The sequence below is a fragment of the Streptococcus salivarius genome, assembly GCF_002094975.1.
Taxonomy (GTDB): Bacteria; Bacillota; Bacilli; order Lactobacillales; family Streptococcaceae; genus Streptococcus; species Streptococcus salivarius_D.
Genome location: NZ_CP015283.1, coordinates 1,621,550 through 1,646,413 on the forward strand (window position 1 = coordinate 1,621,550; position 24,864 = coordinate 1,646,413).

Below are 24,864 nucleotides of genomic sequence, written 5' to 3' on the forward strand. Positions count from 1 at the left end.
AGGGAATGGTCAGCTAGTCCTACCAGAACCATCAGCTATATTTTCGATTGAAGACTATAAAAAAGCCTTGACAGCTCAAGAAGAACCAGGCCGTCAAGGAAAGATACTTTTTAAATTCTGACCCCCAAGGAGATTCTAATGACAAAAATCGATGGTTTTGCCCACGACTATTAGTGAGCATGGTAGTGCTTGGGGTTTAGTATACAATGCAAAAAGACCTAGATTGGAACTCTAGGCCTTTTTGTATTGTATTTATAGAAGTGAGCATCACATGTTATTGGAATAGGTATAGCCAAACATATAGCAAAAAAGTAATAATCAAGTCAATCACAAAACGAATTTGGTGGTGTGATTTGTTGAATTTTTGGTTATTTAGACCATTCAGGAGAGCGCCCCCGCAAATTGTCGAGCTAGCAAATAGCCATATATAAAATGCTAAGGTACGATTAACCATAACAAGGAGAAGGGCCGAGATACAAGTAATGGCACCAACAATAATAAATACGATTCCTAAGCTTTTTTTGCCTTTTAGAATAGCTGATAGTGCAGCAACAAGATGAAGCAGGACAAAAGCAAGGGCTAAGAATACTGTGATGATGCTAAAGATGAGATAAAGTGACATGGACGTTTCCTTTCTATGATATGATTGCCTGAGTTCTATTTTTTATGACCGATTTTATTAAGAATCATAAATGATACTACAAGATTTAAAACGATAACCAATAAGGTAAATAGAGAGTAACCATAAAGTATAATTGGAAATTCATTTTTGATATTGCATAGAGTAAACAAACTCGTTAGAATTCCCGTCAACAATCCAGGCACATATTTTCTAATAACGATTGTCTGAATCAGATGTCCGAATACATGGAAGATATAAGCGATTATGATGGTTGTATAAATGGTATAGTTATTAAACTGGTAACTAAGATATAGCGACGTCATAAGGATGAGAAATTGCTCTAAGACAATGGCATTGAAAGCAAATGGAGTGTAAAAAGATAGGATTCGATTGTTTGGATACTGGATTGATATTTTTTTGACAAAGGATGGCATCCAAACGATTTCTTCGAGTTCGTGAAGCATGAATAGGGCTGGAAAAAGAAAATAAAATTGCACGCTGGTCATTGAAAATACTCCCTTCTAGTTAGTACCCACTTTTAGAATCTCCAAATAAAACTGGATAACTTCCTGTTCAGTGTAGGACTTACCTTTCTTCAACCACCAGCTGAGAGTTTCAATGAAATGGCTGACGACCAAGTGCTTGAGATAGGAGTGAGGGATGGTTGGATGAGCATGGCTTAGTTCGTCGGCTACCATTGGGTAGACGTCATGTTCCAGCTCCTTTCTTAGTTGCCGTATAAAATAATCGTTTTTAGAGAGCAAGAGACTGGTCACATGATCTTGATTTTTCTTGAAATGCTGAAAGATATGGGCCAGGTAGTCTTGTGGTGAGAGGTGTTCAGCACGCTCAAAGAGATGGTGAAAGAGCTTTTGACAGAGTTCATCTAGCAATAATTCCTTACTCTCGTAATGGCTGTAAAAGGTCGAGCGCCCCACATCGGCTAAGTCAATGATTTCTTGAACCGTTATGGTTTCATAGCCTTTTTGGTTGAGTAACTGTAAAAAAGCACTATAGATAGCTTTTCGAGTCTTAGTAATACGACGATCCTGAGCAGTCATATGGACAATTTGAACAAACTGTTCAGTAACGTACACCCTAAACGGTTTGCTCCTATCCTTTCTGTTGTGAATGTTAGATAATGATATTGAACATGATGTTCATGAATCTATTATACCAGAGGATTAAGGATTATGAAGACAAAACATGCGGTCTGGCTGGCTTTTTTCTTGAATTTAGGCTATGCCATTGTTGAGTTTATTGCAGGAGGAATTTTTGGATCCAGTGCAGTTCTTGCTGATTCCGTCCATGATTTGGGAGATGCGATTGCTATTGGGATTTCAGCCTTTTTGGAGAGTATTTCCAATCGTGAAGAAGATAGCCACTATACCCTAGGCTACAAGCGTTTTAGCTTATTAGGGGCTTTAGTAACGGCAGTCATTCTGATGACCGGATCTAGCATGGTGATTTTAGAAAATGTAAGCAAGCTTTTCCACCCTCAGCCCGTCAATGACGAAGGGCTTCTTTGGTTGGGAATTATTGCTATCAGTGTCAATGTGCTGGCGAGCCTCGTCATTCGCAAAGGGCAAACCAAGAATGAATCCATTCTTAGCCTGCATTTTCTGGAAGATACCTTAGGTTGGGTCGCTGTCATCTTGATGGCCATTGTCCTCCGATTTACTGACTGGTATATCCTAGATCCCCTCTTGTCTCTTGCTATTTCCTTCTTTATTCTTTCCAAAGCCATTCCACGATTTTGGAGCACGCTCAAGATTTTCCTGGATGCTGTGCCAGAAGGGGTAGATATCAAGCAAGTTAAGAATGATTTAGAGCAGTTGGACAATGTCGCTAGTATCAATCAGCTTAATCTTTGGACCATGGATGGACTAGAGAAAAATGCTATTGTTCATGTTTGTCTCAAGCGGATGGAGCAGATGGAAGTCTGCAAAGAAGCAATCCGAGACTTGCTCAAAGAGAGGGGCTTTCAAAATGTCACCATCGAAGTTGATGAAGACTTGGCAACCCACCGAGCTCACAAGCGAAATATCGAAGAGCTGGAAGCAGAAAGTGAGCAGCAACACCATCATTAAGGTTTGTTTTTAAACTCTTAAAGTCTACCTTTAAGAGTTATTTTGATACTAAGTTCCCTAAAGTAAGCCTTTTCATGATAAAATAGAACAAATGTAGAACAAGGAGTATTTATGAGTAAGAGAGCTGTGTTGATGATGACCTTTGGGTCACCAGAAGAGATTACCTATGAAGGAGTAGCAGAATTTTTCACGAATATTCGGCGTGGTGTTCGTCCTGAACCACATGAAATTCAGACTTTATATGACAATTACGTCCGAATTGGCGGAACCCCACTCCAAAGGATAACTAGAGAAGAAGTGAATTTGGTTGCTTCTGCTCTTGGAGAACGAGCGTCGGTCTACTTTGCTAATAAATTTTCCCGCCCTTTTATCACTGATGTAATCAAAGAGATGGAGAATGACGGAATTGAAGAATGTTTGTGCTTGATTTTAGAGCCTCATTATTCTTACTATTCTGTCATGGGATATGAGAAATTTTTAGAAAGTGAGCAGATTAGGTTCCAAATTATCAAGGATTGGTACCAAGAACCTTCACTTCTTCACTACTGGGCTGATGAGATTAGAAATATTTTAGATCAAATTGGAGATGACAGCTATAAGGTGATTTTTTCAGCTCACAGTGTACCAGTTTTGGCCCTTGATTTTGGCGATCCTTATATCGATCAGATTTATGACAATACTCGCTTGATTGCGGAAATTTTAGGCCTTGAAGAAGACCAGTATACCAATACATGGCAGAGTGAAAGTGATATTGGTATTCCTTGGATTAAACCTGATGTCTTAGAATACCTTCATGATGAGAAGGAACACCCTGACCACTATATTTTTGTCCCGATAGCTTTTATTAGTGAGCATATTGAGGTTCTTTTTGATAATGATGTGGAGTGTAAGGAGCTTTGTCATGAGCTTGGTGTGGCCTATCACCGTCCTCCTATGCCAAATAGCGATTCTCGTTTGATTAAAGCACTTCTTTCAACCATTCAGTCTCATATAGACGGTGACTATCGTTACTATCATCCTCAACTAGAGACTTTTGATGAGTTGGAAGCTCCTTCAAACACAGGACAGATTTTAGAAGAGGAGGAAGATATTCAGATGCCTGATTTCGTCAAAAAATTGATTGCTAAAAAAGGTCGAGAGAATGTCAAGATGCCATATCTAGTAAAGAAAATGCTTGAAAAGAAGTATGGAAAAAAATATGATTAAGTAACTAAATATGACCGTAATAGGGAGTGTTTGATGTGAGCGATCTCTTGTTAAAAAGTATATACTATCAGTAACGAAAGAATAGAGGTTATTAAATGAAATCAGCAGTTTATACCAAAGCTGGGCAGGTGGGTCTAGCAGAAATTGATCGCCCGCAAATCGTGGCAGCAGATGATGCCATTATCAAGGTAGTACGTACTTGCGTTTGTGGATCGGACCTTTGGAGTTACCGTAATCCGGAAATGGAAGAAGGACATAGAAATAGCGGTCATGAGGCCATCGGAATTGTCGAAGAAGTTGGCGAGGAAGTTACTACAGTAAAACCAGGTGACTTTGTCATTGCCCCTTTCACACATGGTTGTGGACAGTGTGATGCCTGTCGTGCTGGTTTTGATGGCTCTTGTGACAACCACCCAGGTAATAACTGGTCTGGGGGCGTGCAGGCTGAGTATATCCGTTTCCACTTTGCCAACTGGGCCCTTGTCAAAATTCCTGGGCAACCTTCAGATTATAGTGAAGGCATGCTCAAGTCACTTTTGACACTGGCTGATGTCATGCCGGCGGGTTACCATGCGGCGCGTGTGGCTAATGTGCAAAAAGGTGACAAGGTGGTCGTTATCAGAGATGGGGCTGTTGGTCAATGTGCTGTCATCGCAGCTAAGATGCGTGGTGCTTCACAAATTGTCCTTATGAGTCGTCATGAAGATCGTCAAAAAATGGCTTTGGAGTCAGGTGCAACTGCAGTTGTTGCTGAACGTGGCGAAAAAGGCATTGCCAAAGTCCGTGAAATCCTCGGGGGAGGAGCAGATGCAGCTCTCGAATGTGTCGGTACAGAAGCAGCGGTAGATCAAGCTCTTGGAGTCCTTCACAATGGTGGCCGTATGGGATTTGTTGGTGTTCCGCACTATGAAAACCGTGCCATTGGATCAACCTTTGGACAAAATACAACGATTGGTGGCGGACCAGCCTCTGTCACAACCTATGATAAACAAGTTTTGTTAAAAGCTGTTCTTGATGGCGACATCAATCCAGGCCGAGTCTTTACGACAAGTTATAAATTGGAAGATATAAATCAGGCCTATAAAGATATGGATGAACGCAAGTCTATTAAATCTATGATTGTGATAGAGTAACGAATTAAGTCGATCACTTTTGATTGCGGAAAAGAATTTTCTAATTGGAAATCTATTTCGAATGTACATGACATTGATATTTTCTTTGCGGATCCAGGATGTCCTGAGCAACGAGGTCTCAATGAACATTCTAATGGCTTATTAAGACGAAATGGACTACCTAAACAAATGGATTTTACGAATATTTCTCAAAATTATTTATCAGCTACAGCTGATAAAAGAAATAGACTTCCTAGGAAGTCTTTGAATTATCAAACACCATACCAAGTTTTTCTGAGTTACATGAAAAATCTAACTTAATTTGACAATTTAGGGAGATAAAAATAGGGAGCGAAAAAAGCCCAACTAGACAAATCTTCAAAGGAAGATTTATTTTTTTTAAAACTTTTTGTTGACAAATGTAAATCTTAGGTGTAAAATAGCATCATAAGATTTACAAATGTAGATTTAGAAAGGAGAAGCCATGCAAATTTCCAATGCGGAATGGCGCATCATGAAGATTATCTGGATGGAAGGCAAGCAGACCAGCACGGATTTGATCGCCGTCTTGTCCGAGCGCTTTGACTGGTCGAAGTCGACCATCAAGACCCTCTTGACGCGCTTGGTGGAGAAAGGCTGTCTGACCAGAGAAAAATCTGGCAAAGCCTTTGTCTACTCGGCTTTGTTGAAGCAGGACCAGGGTTTAGACTTGGTGGTTGAGGATGTGAAAGACAAGGTTTGCTCAAAAAGAATTGTCCAGGTGCTTGAAAACTTGATTCAGGAGAGTGACTTTACGCTTGCAGATCTTAATCAGCTCCAGCAGGTCCTGGAAGAAAAGAAAGCAGAGGCTGTCGAAACAGTCCCTTGCAATTGTATGTAATAGAAAGAAGGAATTTTAATGTTTGGATTGTTAATTAGTATTGTTTGTTTACTTGGGGTTGCTTTTATTGCTTGGTGGTTCTTTGCAGAGCATGAAAAGGTAAGCGGCCACGCTCGTCAGAAATCAGGTTATCAAGAAATTGAAGTCGAAGTCATGGGGGGCTATTCACCTGAAACCATTGTCCTGAAAAAGAATGTTCCAGCCCGGATCATCTTTAATCGCAAGGATCCATCTTCATGTCTGGCTCAAGTGATCTTTCCAGATTTTGGCGTTCATGAAGATTTGCCTTTAGGTGAAAAACATGTCATTGAAATTACGCCAGAAAAAGCGGGCGAATATGGGTATTCATGTGGAATGAACATGATGCATGGTCACATGATTGTGGAATAAAGGAGTAGGTATGGTAGAAAAACAAAAAGCAGTTGTGGAAAACGGAGTGCAAAAGATCCGTATTACAGCAGAAAAAGGCTATAGTCCAAAGGAATTTCAACTTCAAAAAGGGATCCCTGCTGAAATCACCTTCCATCGGGTCAATCCTTCCGGTTGTTACAAGGAAATTTTATTTGAAGATCAGGGGATTTTAGAGCCTTTGGAAGTCGGTGTGGATAAGGTGATATCCTTTACCCCGACAGAAACAGGGGACTTCGAGTTTTCATGTGGAATGAAGATGCAAAAGGGTTCCTACTCGGTTGTGGAAAAACGCCGTCGTGTCTTAAGTTTACGGGGTCGCTTTTGGATTACTAGTATCTTTACCCTTCCTTTATTGATCTTGATGATCGGGATGTGGGCAGGATTTGTATCCCATTCAGTCAGTCGCTGGGGGACTTTTCTAGCGACAACGCCGATCATGTTGGTAGCAGGAGTACCTTTTATCAAGAGTGCCTGGGCCTCATTTAAGAAGCACCATTCCAATATGGATACCTTGGTAGCTCTTGGAACCCTGGTAGCCTATGTCTATAGTGTATTTGCCCTTTTTACTGGTCAGCCAGTATACTTTGAGGCTGCGGGTTTTATCATCTTCTTTATCCTTTTAGGGCAAATCTTTGAAGAACGGATGCGTAACAATGCCTCCGAGGCTGTGGAAAAGTTGTTGGATTTGCAGGCAAAAACGGCTCAAGTTCTCCGTGATGGGAACTATATCGAGGTGGCGGCAGAAGATATCCAAATTAATGACTTGATTCGGGTCCGTCCTGGGGAAAAGATTGCGGTTGATGGGACGATTGTAGAAGGAAGTACGACCATTGATGAGTCGATGGTGACAGGTGAAAGCTTGCCTGTGGAAAAATCAGTTGGTGATGCAGTTATCGGCTCCACTATCAACAGCAATGGGACCATTCTCTTTAAGGCTGAAAAAGTCGGTAGTGAGACCCTCTTATCTCAAATTGTGGACTTTGTCAAAATGGCCCAATCCAGTCGTGCTCCTATTCAAGATTTGACGGATAAGATTTCAGGTATCTTTGTTCCAGTGGTGACGATTTTGGCCATTGCGACTTTCTGGGTTTGGTCCGTGCTTCTGGGCGCGTCGCTTCAAGAGGCCATGCTCTATGCAGTCTCTGTCCTCATTATTGCCTGTCCTTGTGCCCTTGGTTTAGCAACCCCAACAGCCCTGATGGTCGGAACCGGCCGTAGTGCCAAGATGGGGGTTCTGATTAAAAATGGAACAGTTCTTCAAGAAGTGCAAAAGATTCAAACCGTTGTGTTTGATAAGACAGGGACTATTACCATTGGCCAACCACTTGTAACCGATGTTGTAGGAGATGAAGCGCGTGTCTTGACACTGGCTGCTAGTCTTGAAACTTTTTCAGAACATCCACTAGCCCAAGCGGTGTTATCCCAAGCAGAAGAAAAAGGTTTGGTATTATCCCCTGTGGAAAACTTCCAAGCGATTGAAGGAAAAGGGGTCCAAGGTCAGATCGACCAGCAGTTGGTGACCTTGGGAAATGGCAAACTTCATGACGGGACAGCGATGGATCCGGAGCTTGAAAAACGGATGGTAGAGTTGCAAGAGCAGGCCAAAACAGTGATCAGTTTGTCTGTGGATGGGCAAGTGATTGGCTTGATTGCCATTCAAGATGCTCCGAAGGCCAGCTCAAAAGAAGCGATCAAAAAGCTCAAAGAACGGGGCTTGAAAACGGTCATGTTAACGGGGGATAATGAACGGGTGGCCCAAGCTATTGCTAAGCAAGTGGGAATTGACACCGTCATTGCTGATGTCCTTCCTCAAGAAAAAGCTAGTGCCATCCAAAAACTGCAAGAAGCTAGCAAGGTCGCCTTTGTTGGAGATGGGATCAATGATGCTCCAGCTCTCTCTATCGCGGATGTGGGGATTGCTATGGGATCTGGAACGGATATTGCGATCGAGTCCGGTGGCATCGTGCTCACACAAAATGATTTGCTTGGCGTTGTGCGCGCCTTTGACATGAGTCAAAAGACCTTCCGCAGGATCTTACTCAATCTCTTCTGGGCCTCTATCTACAATATTCTTGGGATTCCAATTGCTGCTGGAGTCTTTGTAGGACTGGGATTGACCCTCAATCCAGAACTAGCAGGTCTTGCTATGGCCCTTAGTTCTTTGTCTGTTTTGACTAGCTCGCTGCTTCTCAATGTTGCGAAAATTGATTAGACTCAATAAAAAAATGGTACAGAATTCATTTAATATTCTGTACCATTTTTTTGTCTTCTTCTACAGTCATCAGAGTATCGTGAATAGATTCTTAACATCAGAAGTTTTCGTGGGACAATAAAAGATGATTGAAATAATCTTTCTTGAATAGAACACAAAAAGGACATGTTTCTGACTAAAACAGATTCATGTCTTTTTTTAGGTGTTATGATTTAATCATCTATTTTTCTTGATTATAAGCTAATAGATTTTATGAAATCATATAATCAGTTTGAATTTTTGATATAATAATTCTTAAAACTTAGGAGGCAACAGATGATACACAAACATGAAATTCCAATTTTAGAGTTTGATGATAATCCTCAGGCTGTGATTATGCCGACCCATGAGGATTTAGATTTGGACTTGCCGGCTAGGTGCGTCTACGCCTTTTTAGAGGAAGAAATCGAACGCTATGCGAATGCTGTTGGCGCTGAAAAAGTTGGAGAGTTTGTCTCTGCCACCAAAACTTATCCTATATTTGTTATGACTTACAATGGGGAGGAGATTTGCTTGGCTCAAGCTCCAGTTGGATCAGCTGCAGCTGCACAATTTCTTGATTGGTTAATTGGTTATGGCGTAAAACAAATCATTTCAACTGGAACTTGTGGCGTTTTGGTAAACATGAAGGAAAATGTTTTTTTGATTCCTACTAGAGCGTTGAGGGATGAAGGAGCGAGTTACCACTATGTAGCTCCATCCCGCTATATAGACATGAATAAACAAGCTCTGGAAGCTATTGAGAAAACTTTAAAACAAAAGAAAATCCCCTATGAAGAGGTCATGACATGGTCGACAGATGGTTTTTATAGAGAAACACCAGATAAGGTTTCCTATCGCATTGAAGAGGGCTGTAGTGTTGTAGAGATGGAATGTTCTGCACTTGCAGCAGTTGCTCAACTTCGAGGAGCTATTTGGGGATTGCTACTCTTTACGGCAGATTCCCTTGCAGATATTGACAATTACGATCAAAGAGCTTGGGGCTCAGAGGCTTTTGATAAGGCTTTGGAGCTTTGTCTGGATATCATTGTTCAGATGTAATCTAGATTCAATAGAAAAAAAGCATGATTGTCTAGTCATGCTCTTTTCATGTATCACTTATTATTTCAAAATATCCCAAAGTTCTTGGGGAGTCTCAGTTACAAAATCTGGATTTTCTGCTAATAGGGTTTCGTTAGCCCCGAATCCCCAGGTCACCGCTATTGTTTTGATGCCAACTGTTTTTCCACCAATCAAATCAAACTTGGTATCACCAACAATGACGGACTGGTCTTTAGGCGCTTGATTTTCAGTAATGGCACGCTGCAAAACATCAGCCTTATGAAAAGCAGCAGGGGTAGATCCATAAATACCTTCAAAATATTCAGTAATCCCAAGGTGTTGGCACATTTCTAGGGCAATAGGTTCATTTTTTGAAGTTGTGATAAAGATTTTCTTGTTAGGGTCTTTACTAAGTTGTTCAAGAACTTCCTTAATGCCATCATAGAGGTGAGCTTCCAATTGTCCTTTGGTCTCATAATAGTCACGATAAATCTTGACAGCTTTGGCAGCACCTTCTTCACTAACCTCTTCTTTAAAGGTTACCTCGAGAGGTGGTCCCATAAAGGTACGAATTTTCTGATCACTAGGAACAGGAAGGCCTAGTCTTTCAAAAGTTTGAACAAAACCATTGTGGATTCCCTCAGAACTATCAACGAGAGTACCATCAAGGTCGAAAAAAATGTGTGTGAGTGACATAGAATTCTCCAATATAGTATCGTTGGTTTATTATAACATGATAGGTGGGAAATAATCAGATTAAAATAGCTAGGCGTATAAAATATAATCCTACCAATCCAAAAACACCTCAAAATTAAGCTTTTGGGGTGTGAATCACGGGGTGCAATAATTAAGTTTTTAACGTAAATGAGGTGTTAGTTACGTTTTGGTTTGACTGCCATGCCTAGGCCGAGTGCCGCATTGATAAGACCAAGTGAAACTAGAGCAGCAGATTGGCTAGAACCTGTTTCTGGGAGTTCTTTATGTGTTGGTTGCAATGGCGTTGGTGCCTCGTAGACCGTACCCTCAACGTAGTATACATTTCCTGGAACAGTTGGTGTTGCTAGTTGCACCGTTTCAGGCTGGTTAGTTGCTTTAGTAACCAAGTGAGTCGTAGCAATCACTTCATAAGTATCCGTTTGAATACGATAAACACGTCCTTCTTGAACAGTTTCAATCACGTAGTTTGAGAATTGCTTGTTCAAAAGATCGGCGAAATCTTTATCGATATCGAGGTAGAGACCATTGGTACCTTTTACCAATGGGTCAAAGTCTTTTTCATCATATTTCTTACCAACTACGGTCAAAGAAATCCCAGCATCTTGAAGGGCTTTTAGTGTAGCATCTTTAGTTGGCTTTTTTGGAGTAAGGTCGATATCTTCGTCAGTGACCAAGAAGGCGAAGCGACGATTGTTCTTACCAGTTCCCCAAGTATAATCAGGTGAAATTGCAATATGTGATAATGCTGTTGTTGCTTCCTCGTCTGAGCCAGTAGTACGGATGGCTTTTAATTTACCAACAAAAGCGTTCGTATCCGTGGTGAATTTAGAACCTCCGAAATCATGGTAAGTTGTGTTTTTGCTTGATTCATAGTCAACCAAACCAAGACGTGCTTGCACATTTTTAGATTCCAAATCACGCACAAATTTTTCAATGTTATTAGCTACGTCAGTGATATGGCTGTCCATTGAACCAGATTTATCGACAATAAAGACGATGTCAGTAGTTCCCTTGACTTCTTGGCGATTCACCACATCAGCCTCTTTAACAACCTCGACAACAGTCGTTTTATTGACCGTTTCAGTCGTTGTTGCCACATATAATACATCTTAGGAATCAAAAACACTCAATTCCTTCCCAAAAATCTTAGTCATAGATTGACATTAAAGAAGTTTTAAGATAACTTTAAAGTAACGATTTAATCCGATCTTATCGAGGAGTTGCCATGAAAAAAATAAATCTTCTTTATTTATTAGCTATTCTGGCCATCATTTCTGGTCTTTTACTGTATTACTTGCCAGACATGACCGCTGGACATAATGCAGAGTCAAATAAAACAAGTCAGACTTTTAAGGAGAAGACGATTGTCCATGATTTTGGTACGACAGAGTTGAAAAAAGCTCCAAAACGTATCGTTATCCTCGACAACCTCTATGGTGAAATCTTGGATCCTCTAGATATCACTCCAGTAGGTGCGACAACTGGTCAAGCTGACAGTCAAGAATTTTCAACCCTCTTTAAGAAACAATACAAGGATGCCAAAGTGGTTTCAGTTGGTTGGCAGGGTAATCCAGATTTGGATAAGATTGCTGAGTTAAAACCTGATTTAATCCTTATGACAGGCGAGCAGGAAGACCTCTATGATGAGCTGTCTGAAATTGCACCGACTGTTGGCTACCAAATCAACACCGATGAAAATTGGGACTATCATGAAACCTCTCTTAAGGCGGCAGAAATCTTTGATAAACGTGATGAGATGAAGAAGGATCTCGATAGATTGGATGCTAGGGAGGCCGTTTTCGCGGAGAATGTCAAAGCCAAGTTTGGCAACCAGAAACTGATGTATCTGCGCGTGACTGACAATGACATCCGTTATTATGCTTACGGGCATTTTTGTTATCTCTATGATACTTATCATTTCAATCGAGCGGAAACCTTCAATCCAGATGATATGTTACAAGTTATCGATCCAGATAAACTAAAAGACATTAATCCGGATCTCCTGATTGTTCAAGCAGATTCTCAAGAACTCCTAGATAATAAACTTAAGAATACCCCTGTCTGGACTAGCTTAAAGGCTGTTCAAAATAACAAGGTCATCTATGCTGACTACTCAACCTACATGCTGGGCTTTGGGATTGTCTCCCAAGAAGCTATTATGAAACAGATTTCTGATGAATGGGGATTAAATTAAACTAAAAACGACCGGTAGGGTCGTTTTTCTATGTTCAAAGTAAGTTTAACTGACAAACAAACGTTTAATATGTTTTCTCAAGGCAAAATAGAGCTGAATGGTCATGGGAATCCAAATCAAGGGCTCGCATAGGATAACGCCAAGGTAGCGCATAGAAGGAATGACCAAAAGAACAAAGAGAATTTTTCCAAAAAGCTCAATAAAACTTGAGGTTAAAGGTGTCAGTTTCTTACCAAGACCTTGCAGGCTATTTCTAAAGATGAAGAGCATTCCTAAAATAGGATAAAAGAGAGAACTGATACGGAGGTAGCGACTAGCATTATCAATAATCACAGCATTATTTGAACCAGAGATAAAACCAGCTAAGAAGGGGCTAGCTACATAGAGGAGGACACAAGCAATGACAGACCAAGTTATAGAAACAAGACAAGATTGCTTTAACCCAGCTACTATGCGTTTAAACTGTTTGGCCCCGAAGTTCTGAGAGGTGAAGGTCGTCACCCCAGCAGCAAGTGAAGTCAAAGGGAGAACGGCGAAGGACATAATCCGTCTTGCCGCCACTTGAGCGCTAATGATGAGAGGGCCAAAGCCGTTAATGGCATACTGTAAGGTTACAGTCCCAATAGAAACAATGGAATTCATGAGTCCCATGGCCATTCCTTGTCCAAAGAGGTCCAAATAAAGACTTGAATCAAGAACAAAGTCTGACTTGCTTGGTAGAAGGAAGGTCACTTTTTTCTTAATATAGTACAGACAGAGGATAGCTGAAAGTCCCTGTGAGATAATTGTCGCTAAGCCTGCTGATTGAACACCAAGATGAAGTTGTGTAATAAAGAAAAGGTCTAAAACGATATTGACTAGTGCTGAAAAAATCAGAAAATAGAGGGCGGTAAGACTATCCCCAACCGCTCTGAGAAGTCCTGCACACAGATTATAACCCAAAGTTACCCCAACACAGGAGACAATCATAGAAATATACTGGTAAGATTGCCCAATAATAGAATTAGGGGTTCCTAAAAAAGTCAGCAAAGGATAAAGACCAAAATGTCCTAGAATCATAACCAAGGCACTTAAGCCTAAACCAATCACAACGGTGGCCGCCACAGACTGACGAAGTTTCCTGTAGTCTTGAGCACCATAGTAACGTGCGATAACAACGCCCATACCATTTCCAACGCCAAGAGCAAAGCCGATAACCAAATCAAAAATAGCAGAAGAAGCTCCTACAGCAGCCAAGGCATCTGGACCTAGAAAGCGACCCACAATCATGACATCAGCAGTATTGTAGAGTTGCTGGAAAATATTAGATATCAGAATTGGTAGGGCAAAGATTAAAAGAGACCGCAAAATAGGGCCTCGTAAAAGATCAACCGACGAATTTTTCATAGAACTATTATAACAAGATTGTAATTGTGAAACAATGACAAAAAGCCATCCTAGGATGACTTTCGCCTATTTTTTAGATAGCGGCTAAGCATTTGTGTCATATGGTTGTAGCCCGCCGCAATCATTGGAATGTGTAAGTAAATATAAGGTAGGGTGTACTGACTCTTAGTCTCTGAAATGAGGTGAAAGAGGATGCCACCAAAGAGATAGAGGAAGGCATAGAGGCCTAGTGTTGCTCCATCTCCCATTCGTTTATAAGTGAAAGCGTAGTAGAACACACCACCAAGATATAGGACTAGGAGATAGCCTTGCATATAGGTCACGAAAAAGAGATGCAAGGTCCCGTCGTGATAGATGGAAGTCGCAAACCTATTCCACAAAGGTTGAAACTTGTCTTTACTTGGCCCATTCCAGATGGACTGGAAGCTTCCCTCTGTCCAAGAACTGATAAACTTGGTACTGAAGAACCAACTGGCCTCATCGGGATGTGCTAGGAGATATTGAACACGCTTATCAAAAAGGTGATTGGCACTTTTTTCAATCTTTTCGATATTGCCTTTTTTCTTGGCGTAAATGTCACGGACATAGCCGGTATACCATCCTGGCATTCGTTTAGAATCGGGTTTGTCCTGTAAGCCCATGGCCAGCCAAGCAATCTGAGGTGTTCCAGGAATTTTTTGATGAGTGGTAATCTCGTAGTAACTGGTCGTCGCCTTATGCAAGGTCAAAGGAAAGGCAAAGAAAGCCAAAACTAAAAGTAAATAGCGATACCGTTTTTCTCTAAGTGTTAAGAGTATTAGAATACCAGATAGCGCAATGATGAGAATGATGTTATTGCTCCTTACCCAGTAGGCCAAAGATAGCATGGCCACCGAAAGAATCGCATTCCTAGCCTTACCACGTCTTAAGTAACGTAGAAAAAAGAGAATAGCAAAACTAGAAAAGAACAACCCATACATAAGTCCATAGGCAAACATAATGTTAAAGACTAAGGGCAAGAAACCAAAGCTCATGATGACAGCCAAACGACTAACTAAAGGCCTCGAAAACAGTTCATCCGTGATTTTCCAAGTAGCATAGTTCATACCAATGACCATGCCAAGATTCAATACATAGAAAACTGAGATGACTGGTAAAGGAATCAGATAGAGAACCAAGCGTTCAAAACTAAGCAATCCCAACTGATGCGGATAGCGGTAGAAGTAGGCTCCTGGTTTTATTAGGGAGAAGTCACCAGCATTAAACTGGACCGCCCCTTTAAAGACAGTACCTGCATCGTCTCGACCAGCAAAACTGGTCAGAAAAATCAACAGTAGGCCAAAACTCACAAAGCAAACGGAAAAAAAGATGAAAATCTGCTTTGTTGTCAGTTCCTTTAAGATCTTAGGCCAGAGAAGGGTCAAAAGCAGGATGACCCCACCTGAAACATAAACGTACCAAGGAACGCTACTAATCTCTGCCCACTCAAAGTACCCCGTCATCATGGTCGTGCGAATGAACAAAGCAGTCACAAATAATAGCCCGAAGACTAAGAGCCCCACATAGCGCCCTAACCATTCTAAAAAAGAACTCGTATATGACATAAGAGCCTTCATGCTGAAAGTCTCCTTTAATATAGGTAATTACCCTTATAGTTTAGCACAGTCGTCGGAAAAATGTAATGAAATCAAGAAGAAAATCTCATTCATCAACGAAAGAAATTGCTCTAATGAAGACATAGAAAAACTCTCTCGTTTCTAAAACAAGAGAGTTTGATTTTATAAAGCAGATTACTTCATCCGCATACTATCAATTTTTTCTTCAGTCGGTGTGACACGTAAGGTCTTTTGTCCCGTATAAGTTACAAATCCAGGCTTACCGGCTGTTGGTTTGTTGAGTTTCTTAACATCAATCATATCGACTTGAACCAAGTTCGACAGACGGGCCTTAGAGTAGTAGGCTGCCAATTCAGCCGCATCAGTCTTGACCTCATCTGTTGGGTTAAGATTATCCTTGATAACCACGTGACTCCCTGGAATATCCTTGGCATGGAACCAGAGCTCACCCTTTTTAGCCATCTTGAAGGTCAACTCCTCATTTTGCAGGTTGTTACGACCAACCATGATAATGGTCTTACCATCAGAAGCCAGATATTGCTCAGGTTTCTTACGTTTGTGGCGCTTGTCAGTTGAACGACGCTTCATAAAGCCAGCCTGAACAAGCTCCTCACGAATATCCTCGATTTCATCCATGTTGGCTTGAGAAAGACTGAACTCCACACTTTCCAAATAGTCAATAGTCTGCTTGGTTTCCTCAATCAAACCAGTCAAGTGCTTAACAGCCTCCTTGAGTTTCTGGTATTTCTTGAAGTAACGCTGAGCATTTTGGTTAGGCGTTAGAGCAACATTTAGAGGAATGGTAATCTTTTCGCCAGTGTAGTAGTTGTCTAGCTCGACACTATCCTTGTCATTTGGAACCATTCTAAGGTAGGTGGTCAAAAGTTCACCTTTTTGACGGAACTCCTCAGCATTTTCAGTCGCTGCAAGCTCTTTTTCCTGTTTAACAAGCTTTTTCTTGTTTTTTTCCAGTTCATTTTGCACACGATGGATCAAATCACTAGCCTGTTGAGCCACACGGTCACGCGCCGCCTTGTCCAAGTAGTAGTAGTCCAAAAGGGCTGACAAGGTTTCAAACTCAGGTTGGTCCTGACTATCTGAGAATCTTACAGCTGAAAATGCCTTAGCCGTTAAGTTTGGCTTTACTTGACGATTGAAGAAGACACGGAAATTCTTGAGTTTATCAGTCTCAAGTAAGGCTGACAATTCATTGGCCGTGTCACGCCCCAAACCTTGGAAAAGTTTTTGAAGGTTTCTAGCTGACAAATCCTCGGTTTGTAGGAATTCAAAGAGCTTTTCATCTGGAATGTCAAATGGATTCTTGGCGTCTGTCTTAGGTGGAGCGATATAGGTAGACCCAGGCAGAATAGTACGGTAACTATTTTGTGAGAAACCAACATGCTTAATAGACTCGATGATTTTGCTCTCGTTTTTGTCAATCAGGATAATATTGGAGTGTTTCCCCATAATTTCCATGACCAGAGTAACCTTGACGCTGTCACCGATTTCGTTTTTGTTTGATACGGAAATCTCAAGAACACGATCATTTTCTACCTGCTGGATATCCTCGATAACCGCTCCCTGAAGGTATTTCCGCATAATCATGGTATAGGTATTTGGATTCTGTGGATTTGGCAATTCAGCCTTGGTCGTCTGAATACGCCCAAAGACAGGGTGAGCCGAAAGCAGAAGCTTGTAATTCTGACGATTGTTACGAATGGTTAGGACCAACTCACGTTCAAAAGGCTGATTAACTTTCTGGATACGCCCGTAAAGCACCTGCTCACGTAGCTCAGTGGTCATATGATGAAGAAAAAAGCCGTCAAAAGACATGGTGTACTTCCTTTCTTGTTATTGATAATAATTGCTTTATTTTTAAAATAAAATTTTCTGTGAGACTTTCCTTAGGTGTTGGCGGACGTCAGCGAACTTTTACAAAGTTCCATGACTAATAAAGATACAAAGGGCGTCTGCGGATATAGTCAAAAAAGAAAGTTTGACGCAGAATCTTTAGATTCTAGGAGAACTTGTCTTTTTGACACAATCCGCAGCCCGTGTTCAATTGTTTTTGAGCCCCTTCGCTTTTTCATTTTTAGGCTCAGGCTAAAACAGTTCCCCGAACTGTTTTACTCTCAAAAATTCCGAGCGCCTGAAACCTTTTAGTTTCAGGCGCTTTTAACACGGCGGAAAGTCTCGGTTAATTGCTCGCTCTGCTCGCAAAAAAGTTATTTCAAAAACTTGAAGAGTTTATGAACTTTGTTAGTTATTTTTAAATAATTTGCATACGTTATGAACGTAAATATTGCCTAACTATTATAGCACAAAGAGAGTAAAAATGCTTTGGATGGGTAGTCGGAATTGAGTTTGTTATTATTATGGACCATTCTTTATTACAAAAATTGTTACGCTAAAACAGTTAAAAGTTATGTCTTAGATTATCATGAATACCTTTGAATTTATATCTGACTTGTGGTATCATTTAATATGCTGAAAATTAAAGGAGCATTAAATGAACGATATTAAAAAGATATGCAATGCGACTAATTTGAAATACCTGGCTGTTGCACTTATGTTTTTGGACCAAATCTATCAGATGTTCGGGAGTATGGGGGCACCTATATGGTTGACGATGTTGGGACGTCTGTCTTTCCCAATTTTCCTCTTTCTTGCTGCTGATAGTTTTCACTACACACACGATCGTATGGCTTTTCTCAGGCGTCTGCTTTACATGAGTTGGTTTATGATCATTGGCAACGCCATCATTGGTAGTATTTTTCATAATGGTAGTATCGGTTTAACCAACAATGCCTTTTCAACCTTCTTTATCACCGGGATTTTTATTTACTCTTGGGATTTGTTGTTTAAGGGACTTCGTGACAAGTCTTATAGGGAATTGATTCAGGGGATGGGTGTCTTTCTCTTGCCAATCCTTTCAGCAATTCCAGTTGCTGTACTAGGGGGGATTTTTGAAACGCCTAACGGAAATCCATTTGTGGCTCATAGTGTGGCTTTTCTCTTGTCTCTGGTACCAAGTGTTATCATGGTTGAGGGTGGCTTTGTGATGGTTATTCTTGGTTTACTATTCTATATTTTCCGTACCAATCGCATGGCTCAAATCATTGTCTTAGCTGTTATTTCAGTGATTGCCCATCTCTTTGATCCGACGGGTGTGCAATGGATGATGATTTTTGCTGCGATTCCTATGTATTTTTATAATGGTAAGCGTGGTAGTGGTAACAAGAATTTCTTCTATATTTTCTACCCAGCTCATATTTATCTCTTGTGGATCCTAGCAAGTTTGTTTAGATAAGATGACAAAGACAGTCCTTGTGCTGTCTTTTTTTCATGCTCAAGAGCCATTTTTATGGTTTGTTTCCTGCTTCTAAAACTGCTATAATTTAAGGCGTAATAGAATCTTGTGATAAGTCAATTGGAGGTATATCATGACAAAAGTAGCAGTAGTATTTGCGGAAGGTTTTGAAGAAATCGAGGCCTTGAGCCCAGTGGATGTCTTCCGCCGAGCAGGATTTGACTGTAACATGCTAGGACTTGAAAGTGCGTCAGTAACTGGCTCACATGGGATTCAAGTCGCTATGGATGGTGTATTTGATGGTAATTTTGCGGATTACGACTTGGTGGTTCTTCCTGGAGGTATGCCTGGCTCAACTAATCTACGCGACAATCAGGACTTGATTGCCTCTCTTCAAGAGGCTGCAAAAGCTGGAAAATATGTTGTTGCCATTTGTGCAGCACCAATTGTTCTCGAACGTGCTGGCTTGCTCGAAGGGCGTAAATTCACATGTTTCCCAGGTGTTGAGGACCAAATTGCATCTGGCGAGCATCAAACTGACTTGGTGGTTGTTGATGGCAATATTGTCACTAGCCGTGGTGCCGGAACAGCCCTAGCCTTTGCCTACGCCTTGGTTGATTTGTTGGGTGGCGATGGTCAACAGTTGGCTCATACTATGGTTTACGACAGATTGTTCCAATAATCTTATTTTAAGACTGTTATCCAATATTCTTAACACCTATTGTTAGGAATATTGACAATTTATGTTACTCTATGAGATGATTGAGAACGTATCAAACAGAGGGCCTAGTTATAGGCTGGAGAGACCTTAGCTTAGTTTTTTAAGCTTTGGTTTTTTCTTTTCTCCTTTGACATCCGTCTTGAAAACGGTTATAATAATCACAAAATAACCTTTAAATGAGTCCAGAGAGGCTTGAAAGGTCGGACAGGTGAAAAAACAGGGTTCTCCTGTGATTTTTTGTGCGACCTTGCCATGTGGCGAGGTTTTTTTGATGACATTTTGCAGTTTAGAAAGGGTTGTCATGATATTAGTTGAAGATTTAACCATTGTGAGTCAGCGTGAGATTGCACCTCGTATTTTCGAGATGGTGCTTAAGGGAGAGATGGTTGCGGATATGCAGGTTGGACAGTTCGTTCATCTCAAGGTACCAGACCCAAGTAAGCTCCTTCGTCGTCCGATTTCCATTTCAGAGATTGACTACGACAAGAAAGAGGCAACCATTGTCTATCGAGTGGAACGCGAGGGAACAGCTATTCTGTCTAAGATGGTAGCTGGGCAAGCCATCGATACCATGGGCCCTCAGGGAAATGGTTTTGATATTTCCGTCATTGAGGCTGGGCAGAAAGCCCTCCTAGTTGGTGGTGGTATCGGTGTGCCGCCTTTGGTTGAGACAGCTAAGCAGTTGAAGGCTAAAGGTGTGGAAGTTGTATCGGTGATTGGTTTTGCCAATAAGGATGCCGTCATCTTGGAGGACAAGCTCAGAGCTTGTGGAGATGTCTATGTGACGACCGATGACGGTTCATATGGTATCAAGGGTTACGTTTCAACAGTTATTGATGGTTTCGACTGGACACCAGATGCCGTATACAGTTGCGGAGCTCCGGGCATGCTTAAATATGTCGATAGCAAGTTTGAAAATCATCCTCATGCCTATGTTTCTATGGAAGCTCGTATGGCTTGTGGTATGGGAGCTTGCTATGCCTGTGTGGTTCACGTTAAAGGAGAGTCGGACGCCAAAAATCTTCGTGTTTGCAAAGAAGGGCCAGTCTTCCCTACTGGAAAAGTCATCGTCTAGGAGGTTACCATGTCAGAGATTAAATCAGAAAATCGTTTAGCTATTAGCCTTCCAGGGCTCGACTTGAAAAATCCTATTATCCCCGCCTCAGGTTGCTTTGGTTTTGGTCAAGAGTATGCCAAGTATTATGATTTGGACAAACTAGGTTCTATCATGATTAAGGCTACGACCGCCAACCCTCGTTTTGGGAATCCAACACCCCGTGTGGCTGAGACACCATCAGGCATGCTTAATGCCATTGGCTTGCAAAATCCAGGTGTTGATGCTGTCTTGTCTGAAAAACTCCCTTGGTTGCAAGAGCATTATCCAGAGCTTCCAATCATTGCCAATGTGGCTGGATTTTCAAACGAAGAATATGCGGAAGTTTCTCACAAGATTTCCAAAGCTAGCAACGTCAAGGCTATCGAGCTCAATATTTCCTGTCCAAACGTAGACCATGGTAATAACGGCCTTCTCATTGGACAAGTTCCAGAGCTTGCCTATGCGGCAGTAAAAGCCAGCGTCTCTCACTCTGATGTGCCCGTCTATGTCAAACTGACACCGAGCGTGGCTGATATCACAAGTGTCGCCAAGGCAGTCGAAGATGCCGGTGCGACTGGTTTCACCATGATTAACACCTTGGTCGGAACACGCTATGACTTGGCTACTCGCAAACCTATCATTGCCAACGGTCAAGGTGGCATGTCGGGGCCAGCCGTATTTCCAGTAGCCCTTAAACTTATCCGCCAAGTTGCTCTAGCTTCAGACCTTCCAATCATCGGTATGGGTGGCGTTGACAGTGCCGAAGCGGCTATCGAAATGTTCATCGCTGGTGCCTCAGCCATCGGTGTCGGAACAGCCAACTTCGCAGATCCATATGCCTGCCCTAAAATCATCGACCGACTCCCTGAAGTCATGGACAAGTACGGCATCACAACACTTGAAGACTTACGTGAGGAAGTTCGAACAGACTTGTTGGGGAAATAGAATAAAAATAGCATTGTTAAGGAGTTCAACAAAGGAATAATTACTTTCATCTCCCTTTGACATTCCCTTATAAAAGCGCTATAATAGAACAAATTGAACTGAACCTTTAATCGAGTCCAGAGAGGCGAGAAAGGTGTACTGAGATGCTACGGCATCACTAAAGGGTAGGGACTGCCCTATTTTCGTGCAACCTTCGCTGACTGGCGGAGGTTTTTTGTGTGAAAGGATATAAGAAATGAGAGAAAATCGTCCTGTTATTGCCCTTGATTTCCCTACTTTTGAGGATGTGAAGGCTTTCCTTGCTAAGTTTCCCGCTGGTGAAAAGCTCTATGTGAAGATTGGTATGGAACTTTACTATGCAGCTGGGCCTGAGATTGTGCGCTACGTTAAAGAGCTTGGCCATAGTGTTTTCCTTGACCTTAAGCTTCACGATATTCCAAATACTGTGAAATCAGCTATGCGTGTCTTGTCTAACCTTGGCGTTGATATGACTAATGTGCATGCGGCTGGTGGTGTGGAAATGATGAAGGCTGCGCGTGAAGGCTTGGGAGATGGTCCAATCTTGATTGCTGTAACACAGTTGACCTCTACCTCTGAAGAGCAGATGCGTGATTTTCAAAATATCCAAACCACACTTCAAGAATCAGTGGTTCATTATGCAAAGAAGACTGCTGAAGCAGGTCTTGATGGTGTTGTCTGCTCAGCACACGAAGTAGCGAAAATCAAAGAAGCAACAAATAAAGATTTCGTTTGTTTGACACCTGGTATCCGTCCAGCAGGAGCAGCAGTTGGTGACCAAAAACGTGTCATGACACCTGCCGATGCCCGTCAAATTGGTTCAGATTACATTGTTGTAGGTCGTCCAATTACACAAGCTGACGATCCAGTAGCTGCTTATCACGACATCAAGGCCCAATGGAACGGTCAATAAATTTTCAAAAAGACCTTATTTCATAGGAAAATAGATTGAATTAGGTTATAATAAAGAGTAGAAAACGCTTTACGGAGGATAATAATTATGACATTAGCATCACAAATCGCATCTGACTTGCTTGATATCAAGGCTGTTTACCTTAAACCCGAAGAACCATTTACATGGGCATCAGGAATCAAATCACCAATCTACACAGACAACCGTATTACTTTGTCTTATCCAGAAACTCGTACACTTATCGAAAATGGTTTTGTGGAAAAGATTAAGGAAGAATTCCCTGAAGTAGAAGTGATTGCAGGTACTGCAACTGCTGGTATTCCTCACGGTGCGATTATCGCTGACAAGATGAACCTTCCATTTGCCTACATTCGTAGCAAACCAAAAGATCACGGTGCAGGTAACCAAATCGAAGGTCGTGTGGTTAAAGGCGAAAAAATGGTTGTTGTTGAAGACTTGATTTCGACTGGTGGTTCAGTACTTGATGCTGTAGCAGCTGCAGAGCGTGAAGGGGCTGATGTTATCGGTGTTGTGGCTATCTTCACTTACGAATTGCCAAAAGCTGAGAAAAACTTTGCAGATGCTGGTGTGAAATTGGTTACTCTTTCAAACTACACTGAGTTGATCAAGGTTGCTAAAGTTCAAGGCTACATTACAGTAGATGGACTTCAACTTTTGAAGAAATTCAAAGAAAATCAAGAAACTTGGCAAGACTAATTATCAAGATTTAAGGCGGAACGTTTTAGGCGTTTCGCTTTTTTTAGTATAATTTAGGAAAAGATAAGCAGGGAGAGTATAAGATGACAATTAATGAGTGGTCAGATGCAACGGCAATGGCTGAAGCTGTGCAAAATAAGACGGTCAGTCCCCAAGAACTAGTGGAGGCTAGCATTCGTGAAGCAGAGAGGACGAATCCTAAAATCAATGCTATCGTCAGTCAACGCTACGAGAAAGCATTGAAAGAAGCAGAAACTAGAGACTTTTCAGAAAGGCCTTTTGCTGGAGTTCCAATTTTCCTAAAGGATTTGGGGCAGGAGCAAGCTGGTGAGCCGTCAACTGCAGGTTCGCGACTATTTACAAGTTATCGTGCCGCGGAAACGGATAATTATGTTAAGAAACTTGAGGAACTGGGCTTTATTATTTTAGGGCGTTCTAGCACTCCTGAGTTTGGCTTCAAAAATATCAGTGATGCTCAGATTCATGGTCCTGTTAATTTGCCTGACGATGTGACGCGAAATGCTGGCGGGTCAAGTGGTGGTGCGGTAGCTCTTGTGAGTTCTGGCATTTCTTCCTTGGCCCCAGCTAGTGATGGAGGAGGCTCTATCCGTATTCCAGCTTCCTTTAACGGCCTAATTGGTCTTAAGCCCACAAGAGGACGAATTCCAGTCGGTCCTAGTTCTTTTCGTGGCTGGCAGGGAGCCTCTGTCCAGTTTGCCTTGACTAAGACTTTACGAGATACAAAACGCTTGCTCTATCACATGCAGACTTGTCAAATGGAAAGTCCCTTTATTCTACCGAAGCTTAGCAAAGTGTCTTTAGAAGAAGCAGTTAGACCTTTGAAGATTGCTTTGTCGACTGTCTCTCCTATTGGTGGTAAGGTGTCAGAATCTGCTATTGCGGCGACAAAATTGGCTGCTAGAGCCTTGGAAAGTCTAGGACATCATGTGCATGAAATCAGTAATCAGCCCTTGAATGGGATTGAAGCCATGCAGTCTTACTACATTATGAATAGTGTCGAGACGGCTGCCATGTTTGATTCCATAAAGGCTGGTTTAGGACGTCAGATGACTCTTGAAGATATGGAGTTGATGACCTGGGCTATTTTCCAATCTGGGCAAAAGATTCCCGCTAAAATTTACTCTAAAATTCTAGCCCAGTGGGATCAGTATAGCCATCAGATGGCGAATCTTCATGAGACTTACGATATTCTTCTAACACCTACAGTTGCGGAGGTAGCACCTAAGCATGGACAGTTTGCCCTCTCTGAAAACTTACAAAATCAACTCAAACATATGGCTGATTTTGACTGGCCAAAGCAACAGGAACTTATTTGGGAAATGTTTGCGGATAGCTTAGATTGGACACCTTTCACGCAACAAGCTAATCTGACGGGACAACCATCAATTTCTTTACCTGTCTATCGGGACGAGCAGGGGTCTCTCACTCGGTGTTCAACTGACAGCTGCCAAGGGAAGAGAGGACCTCCTCTTACACTTGACCCAACAGATGGAAGAATGTTCGGTTTTTAGCTAGACATTCTCATTTGCAGTTCAATATTTTGTGAAACCCTTTCAAATAGTGTAGGCTAAGATTATAAGTTTTTAACTTAACTTCATTTTTTAAGGAGACACACATA

General features: G+C 41.6%; 23 protein-coding genes and 2 pseudogenes. 16 read left to right on the top strand and 9 right to left on the bottom strand.

Annotated features, from left to right (window positions below):
* Nucleotides 1–274: 274 nt before the first annotated feature.
* Genes V471_RS07595 through V471_RS07605 form a run of 3 tightly spaced genes read right to left on the bottom strand, consistent with a single transcriptional unit; the run spans nucleotide 275 to nucleotide 1,683 of the window.
* On the bottom strand, nucleotides 275–622 hold the full coding sequence (locus V471_RS07595) for a hypothetical protein (RefSeq protein WP_013990562.1): 348 nt from the start codon (nucleotides 620–622) through the stop codon (nucleotides 275–277).
* A 35-nt stretch (nucleotides 623–657) separates the two neighbouring features.
* Nucleotides 658–1,128: an HXXEE domain-containing protein gene (locus V471_RS07600; RefSeq protein WP_013990563.1), complete on the bottom strand. Its 471-nt coding sequence runs from the start codon at nucleotides 1,126–1,128 to the stop codon at nucleotides 658–660.
* 15 nt (nucleotides 1,129–1,143) lie between these two features.
* The gene (locus V471_RS07605) at nucleotides 1,144–1,683 is read right to left on the bottom strand and encodes a TetR/AcrR family transcriptional regulator (RefSeq protein ID WP_231844804.1); all 540 of its coding nucleotides are present in this window, start codon (nucleotides 1,681–1,683) and stop codon (nucleotides 1,144–1,146) included.
* A 132-nt stretch (nucleotides 1,684–1,815) separates the two neighbouring features.
* On the opposite strand from V471_RS07605, the gene V471_RS07610 reads away from it, so the two are divergent.
* The 8 genes and pseudogenes from V471_RS07610 to V471_RS07645 all read left to right on the top strand — a co-directional run bounded on the left by V471_RS07610 (nucleotide 1,816) and on the right by V471_RS07645 (nucleotide 9,613).
* Nucleotides 1,816–2,712, top strand: coding sequence for a cation diffusion facilitator family transporter (locus V471_RS07610; RefSeq protein WP_084871356.1), 897 nt, complete (start codon nucleotides 1,816–1,818; stop codon nucleotides 2,710–2,712).
* A 111-nt stretch (nucleotides 2,713–2,823) separates the two neighbouring features.
* The gene (hemH, locus tag V471_RS07615; protein ID WP_084871357.1) at nucleotides 2,824–3,918 is read left to right on the top strand and encodes a ferrochelatase; all 1,095 of its coding nucleotides are present in this window, start codon (nucleotides 2,824–2,826) and stop codon (nucleotides 3,916–3,918) included.
* Nucleotides 3,919–4,013: 95 nt separating this feature from the next.
* Nucleotides 4,014–5,051, top strand: a complete 1,038-nt coding sequence (locus tag V471_RS07620) for an alcohol dehydrogenase catalytic domain-containing protein (protein ID WP_084871358.1) — start codon at nucleotides 4,014–4,016, stop codon at nucleotides 5,049–5,051.
* A 6-nt stretch (nucleotides 5,052–5,057) separates the two neighbouring features.
* Nucleotides 5,058–5,351: pseudogene (locus tag V471_RS07625) on the top strand (IS30 family transposase); the annotation flags it as partial.
* Nucleotides 5,352–5,514: 163 nt separating this feature from the next.
* On the top strand, nucleotides 5,515–5,910 hold the full coding sequence (locus tag V471_RS07630) for a CopY/TcrY family copper transport repressor (RefSeq protein WP_003013309.1): 396 nt from the start codon (nucleotides 5,515–5,517) through the stop codon (nucleotides 5,908–5,910).
* An 18-nt stretch (nucleotides 5,911–5,928) separates the two neighbouring features.
* Entirely contained in the window at nucleotides 5,929–6,300 is a 372-nt protein-coding gene (locus V471_RS07635) for a cupredoxin domain-containing protein (protein WP_070595497.1), read from the top strand.
* 10 nt (nucleotides 6,301–6,310) lie between these two features.
* A complete protein-coding gene (locus V471_RS07640) occupies nucleotides 6,311–8,533 on the top strand; it encodes a heavy metal translocating P-type ATPase (protein ID WP_084871359.1) in 2,223 nt (740 codons plus the stop codon).
* A 315-nt stretch (nucleotides 8,534–8,848) separates the two neighbouring features.
* Nucleotides 8,849–9,613 (top strand): nucleoside phosphorylase, encoded by a 765-nt coding sequence (locus V471_RS07645; RefSeq protein WP_084871360.1) that lies wholly within the window; start codon nucleotides 8,849–8,851, stop codon nucleotides 9,611–9,613.
* A gap of 60 nt (nucleotides 9,614–9,673) precedes the next feature.
* Here V471_RS07645 and V471_RS07650 read toward each other — a convergent pair whose 3' ends face one another.
* Together V471_RS07650 and V471_RS07655 are read right to left on the bottom strand one after the other, a co-directional pair.
* The gene (locus V471_RS07650; RefSeq protein WP_084871361.1) at nucleotides 9,674–10,309 is read right to left on the bottom strand and encodes an HAD hydrolase-like protein; all 636 of its coding nucleotides are present in this window, start codon (nucleotides 10,307–10,309) and stop codon (nucleotides 9,674–9,676) included.
* Between the two features lie 176 nt (nucleotides 10,310–10,485).
* Complete coding sequence (locus tag V471_RS07655) at nucleotides 10,486–11,427, bottom strand: VWA domain-containing protein (RefSeq protein WP_231910692.1); 942 nt, start codon at nucleotides 11,425–11,427, stop codon at nucleotides 10,486–10,488.
* Nucleotides 11,428–11,555: 128 nt separating this feature from the next.
* Here V471_RS07655 and V471_RS07660 point away from each other — a divergent pair, with 128 nt between their 5' ends.
* Complete coding sequence (locus V471_RS07660) at nucleotides 11,556–12,524, top strand: ABC transporter substrate-binding protein (protein ID WP_084871362.1); 969 nt, start codon at nucleotides 11,556–11,558, stop codon at nucleotides 12,522–12,524.
* 45 nt (nucleotides 12,525–12,569) lie between these two features.
* Here V471_RS07660 and V471_RS07665 read toward each other — a convergent pair whose 3' ends face one another.
* The 3 genes from V471_RS07665 to V471_RS07675 form a co-directional block, all read right to left on the bottom strand.
* Complete coding sequence (locus tag V471_RS07665) at nucleotides 12,570–13,910, bottom strand: MATE family efflux transporter (protein ID WP_084871363.1); 1,341 nt, start codon at nucleotides 13,908–13,910, stop codon at nucleotides 12,570–12,572.
* Nucleotides 13,911–13,960: 50 nt separating this feature from the next.
* The gene (locus V471_RS07670; RefSeq protein ID WP_084871364.1) at nucleotides 13,961–15,505 is read right to left on the bottom strand and encodes a hypothetical protein; all 1,545 of its coding nucleotides are present in this window, start codon (nucleotides 15,503–15,505) and stop codon (nucleotides 13,961–13,963) included.
* Nucleotides 15,506–15,679: 174 nt separating this feature from the next.
* Nucleotides 15,680–17,338, bottom strand: a complete 1,659-nt coding sequence (locus tag V471_RS07675; protein ID WP_084871365.1) for an Rqc2 family fibronectin-binding protein — start codon at nucleotides 17,336–17,338, stop codon at nucleotides 15,680–15,682.
* A 676-nt stretch (nucleotides 17,339–18,014) separates the two neighbouring features.
* On the opposite strand from V471_RS07675, the gene V471_RS07680 reads away from it, so the two are divergent.
* Together V471_RS07680 and V471_RS07685 are read left to right on the top strand one after the other, a co-directional pair.
* Nucleotides 18,015–18,815, top strand: a complete 801-nt coding sequence (locus tag V471_RS07680; RefSeq protein WP_045001719.1) for a TraX family protein — start codon at nucleotides 18,015–18,017, stop codon at nucleotides 18,813–18,815.
* Between the two features lie 133 nt (nucleotides 18,816–18,948).
* Nucleotides 18,949–19,497 carry a DJ-1 family glyoxalase III gene (locus tag V471_RS07685; RefSeq protein ID WP_014633108.1) on the top strand — a complete coding sequence of 183 codons (549 nt, stop codon included), beginning with the start codon at nucleotides 18,949–18,951 and terminating at the stop codon, nucleotides 19,495–19,497.
* Nucleotides 19,498–19,623: 126 nt separating this feature from the next.
* Here V471_RS07685 and V471_RS07690 read toward each other — a convergent pair whose 3' ends face one another.
* Nucleotides 19,624–19,839, bottom strand: a complete 216-nt coding sequence (locus tag V471_RS07690; protein ID WP_038676059.1) for a hypothetical protein — start codon at nucleotides 19,837–19,839, stop codon at nucleotides 19,624–19,626.
* On the opposite strand from V471_RS07690, the gene V471_RS07695 reads away from it, so the two are divergent.
* From V471_RS07695 to V471_RS07715, 5 genes and pseudogenes are all read left to right on the top strand, one after another.
* Entirely contained in the window at nucleotides 19,838–20,611 is a 774-nt protein-coding gene (locus tag V471_RS07695; protein ID WP_014633110.1) for a dihydroorotate dehydrogenase electron transfer subunit, read from the top strand. The two genes, V471_RS07690 and V471_RS07695, sit on opposite strands and share 2 nt — an antisense overlap.
* A gap of 9 nt (nucleotides 20,612–20,620) precedes the next feature.
* Nucleotides 20,621–21,577, top strand: coding sequence for a dihydroorotate dehydrogenase (locus tag V471_RS07700; protein WP_014633111.1), 957 nt, complete (start codon nucleotides 20,621–20,623; stop codon nucleotides 21,575–21,577).
* Between the two features lie 235 nt (nucleotides 21,578–21,812).
* Complete coding sequence (gene pyrF / locus V471_RS07705) at nucleotides 21,813–22,508, top strand: orotidine-5'-phosphate decarboxylase (protein WP_045772141.1); 696 nt, start codon at nucleotides 21,813–21,815, stop codon at nucleotides 22,506–22,508.
* A gap of 87 nt (nucleotides 22,509–22,595) precedes the next feature.
* Nucleotides 22,596–23,225 (top strand): orotate phosphoribosyltransferase, encoded by a 630-nt coding sequence (pyrE, locus tag V471_RS07710; protein ID WP_084871366.1) that lies wholly within the window; start codon nucleotides 22,596–22,598, stop codon nucleotides 23,223–23,225.
* Nucleotides 23,226–23,308: 83 nt separating this feature from the next.
* A pseudogene (locus V471_RS07715) lies at nucleotides 23,309–24,761 on the top strand (amidase).
* Nucleotides 24,762–24,864 lie beyond the last annotated feature (103 nt).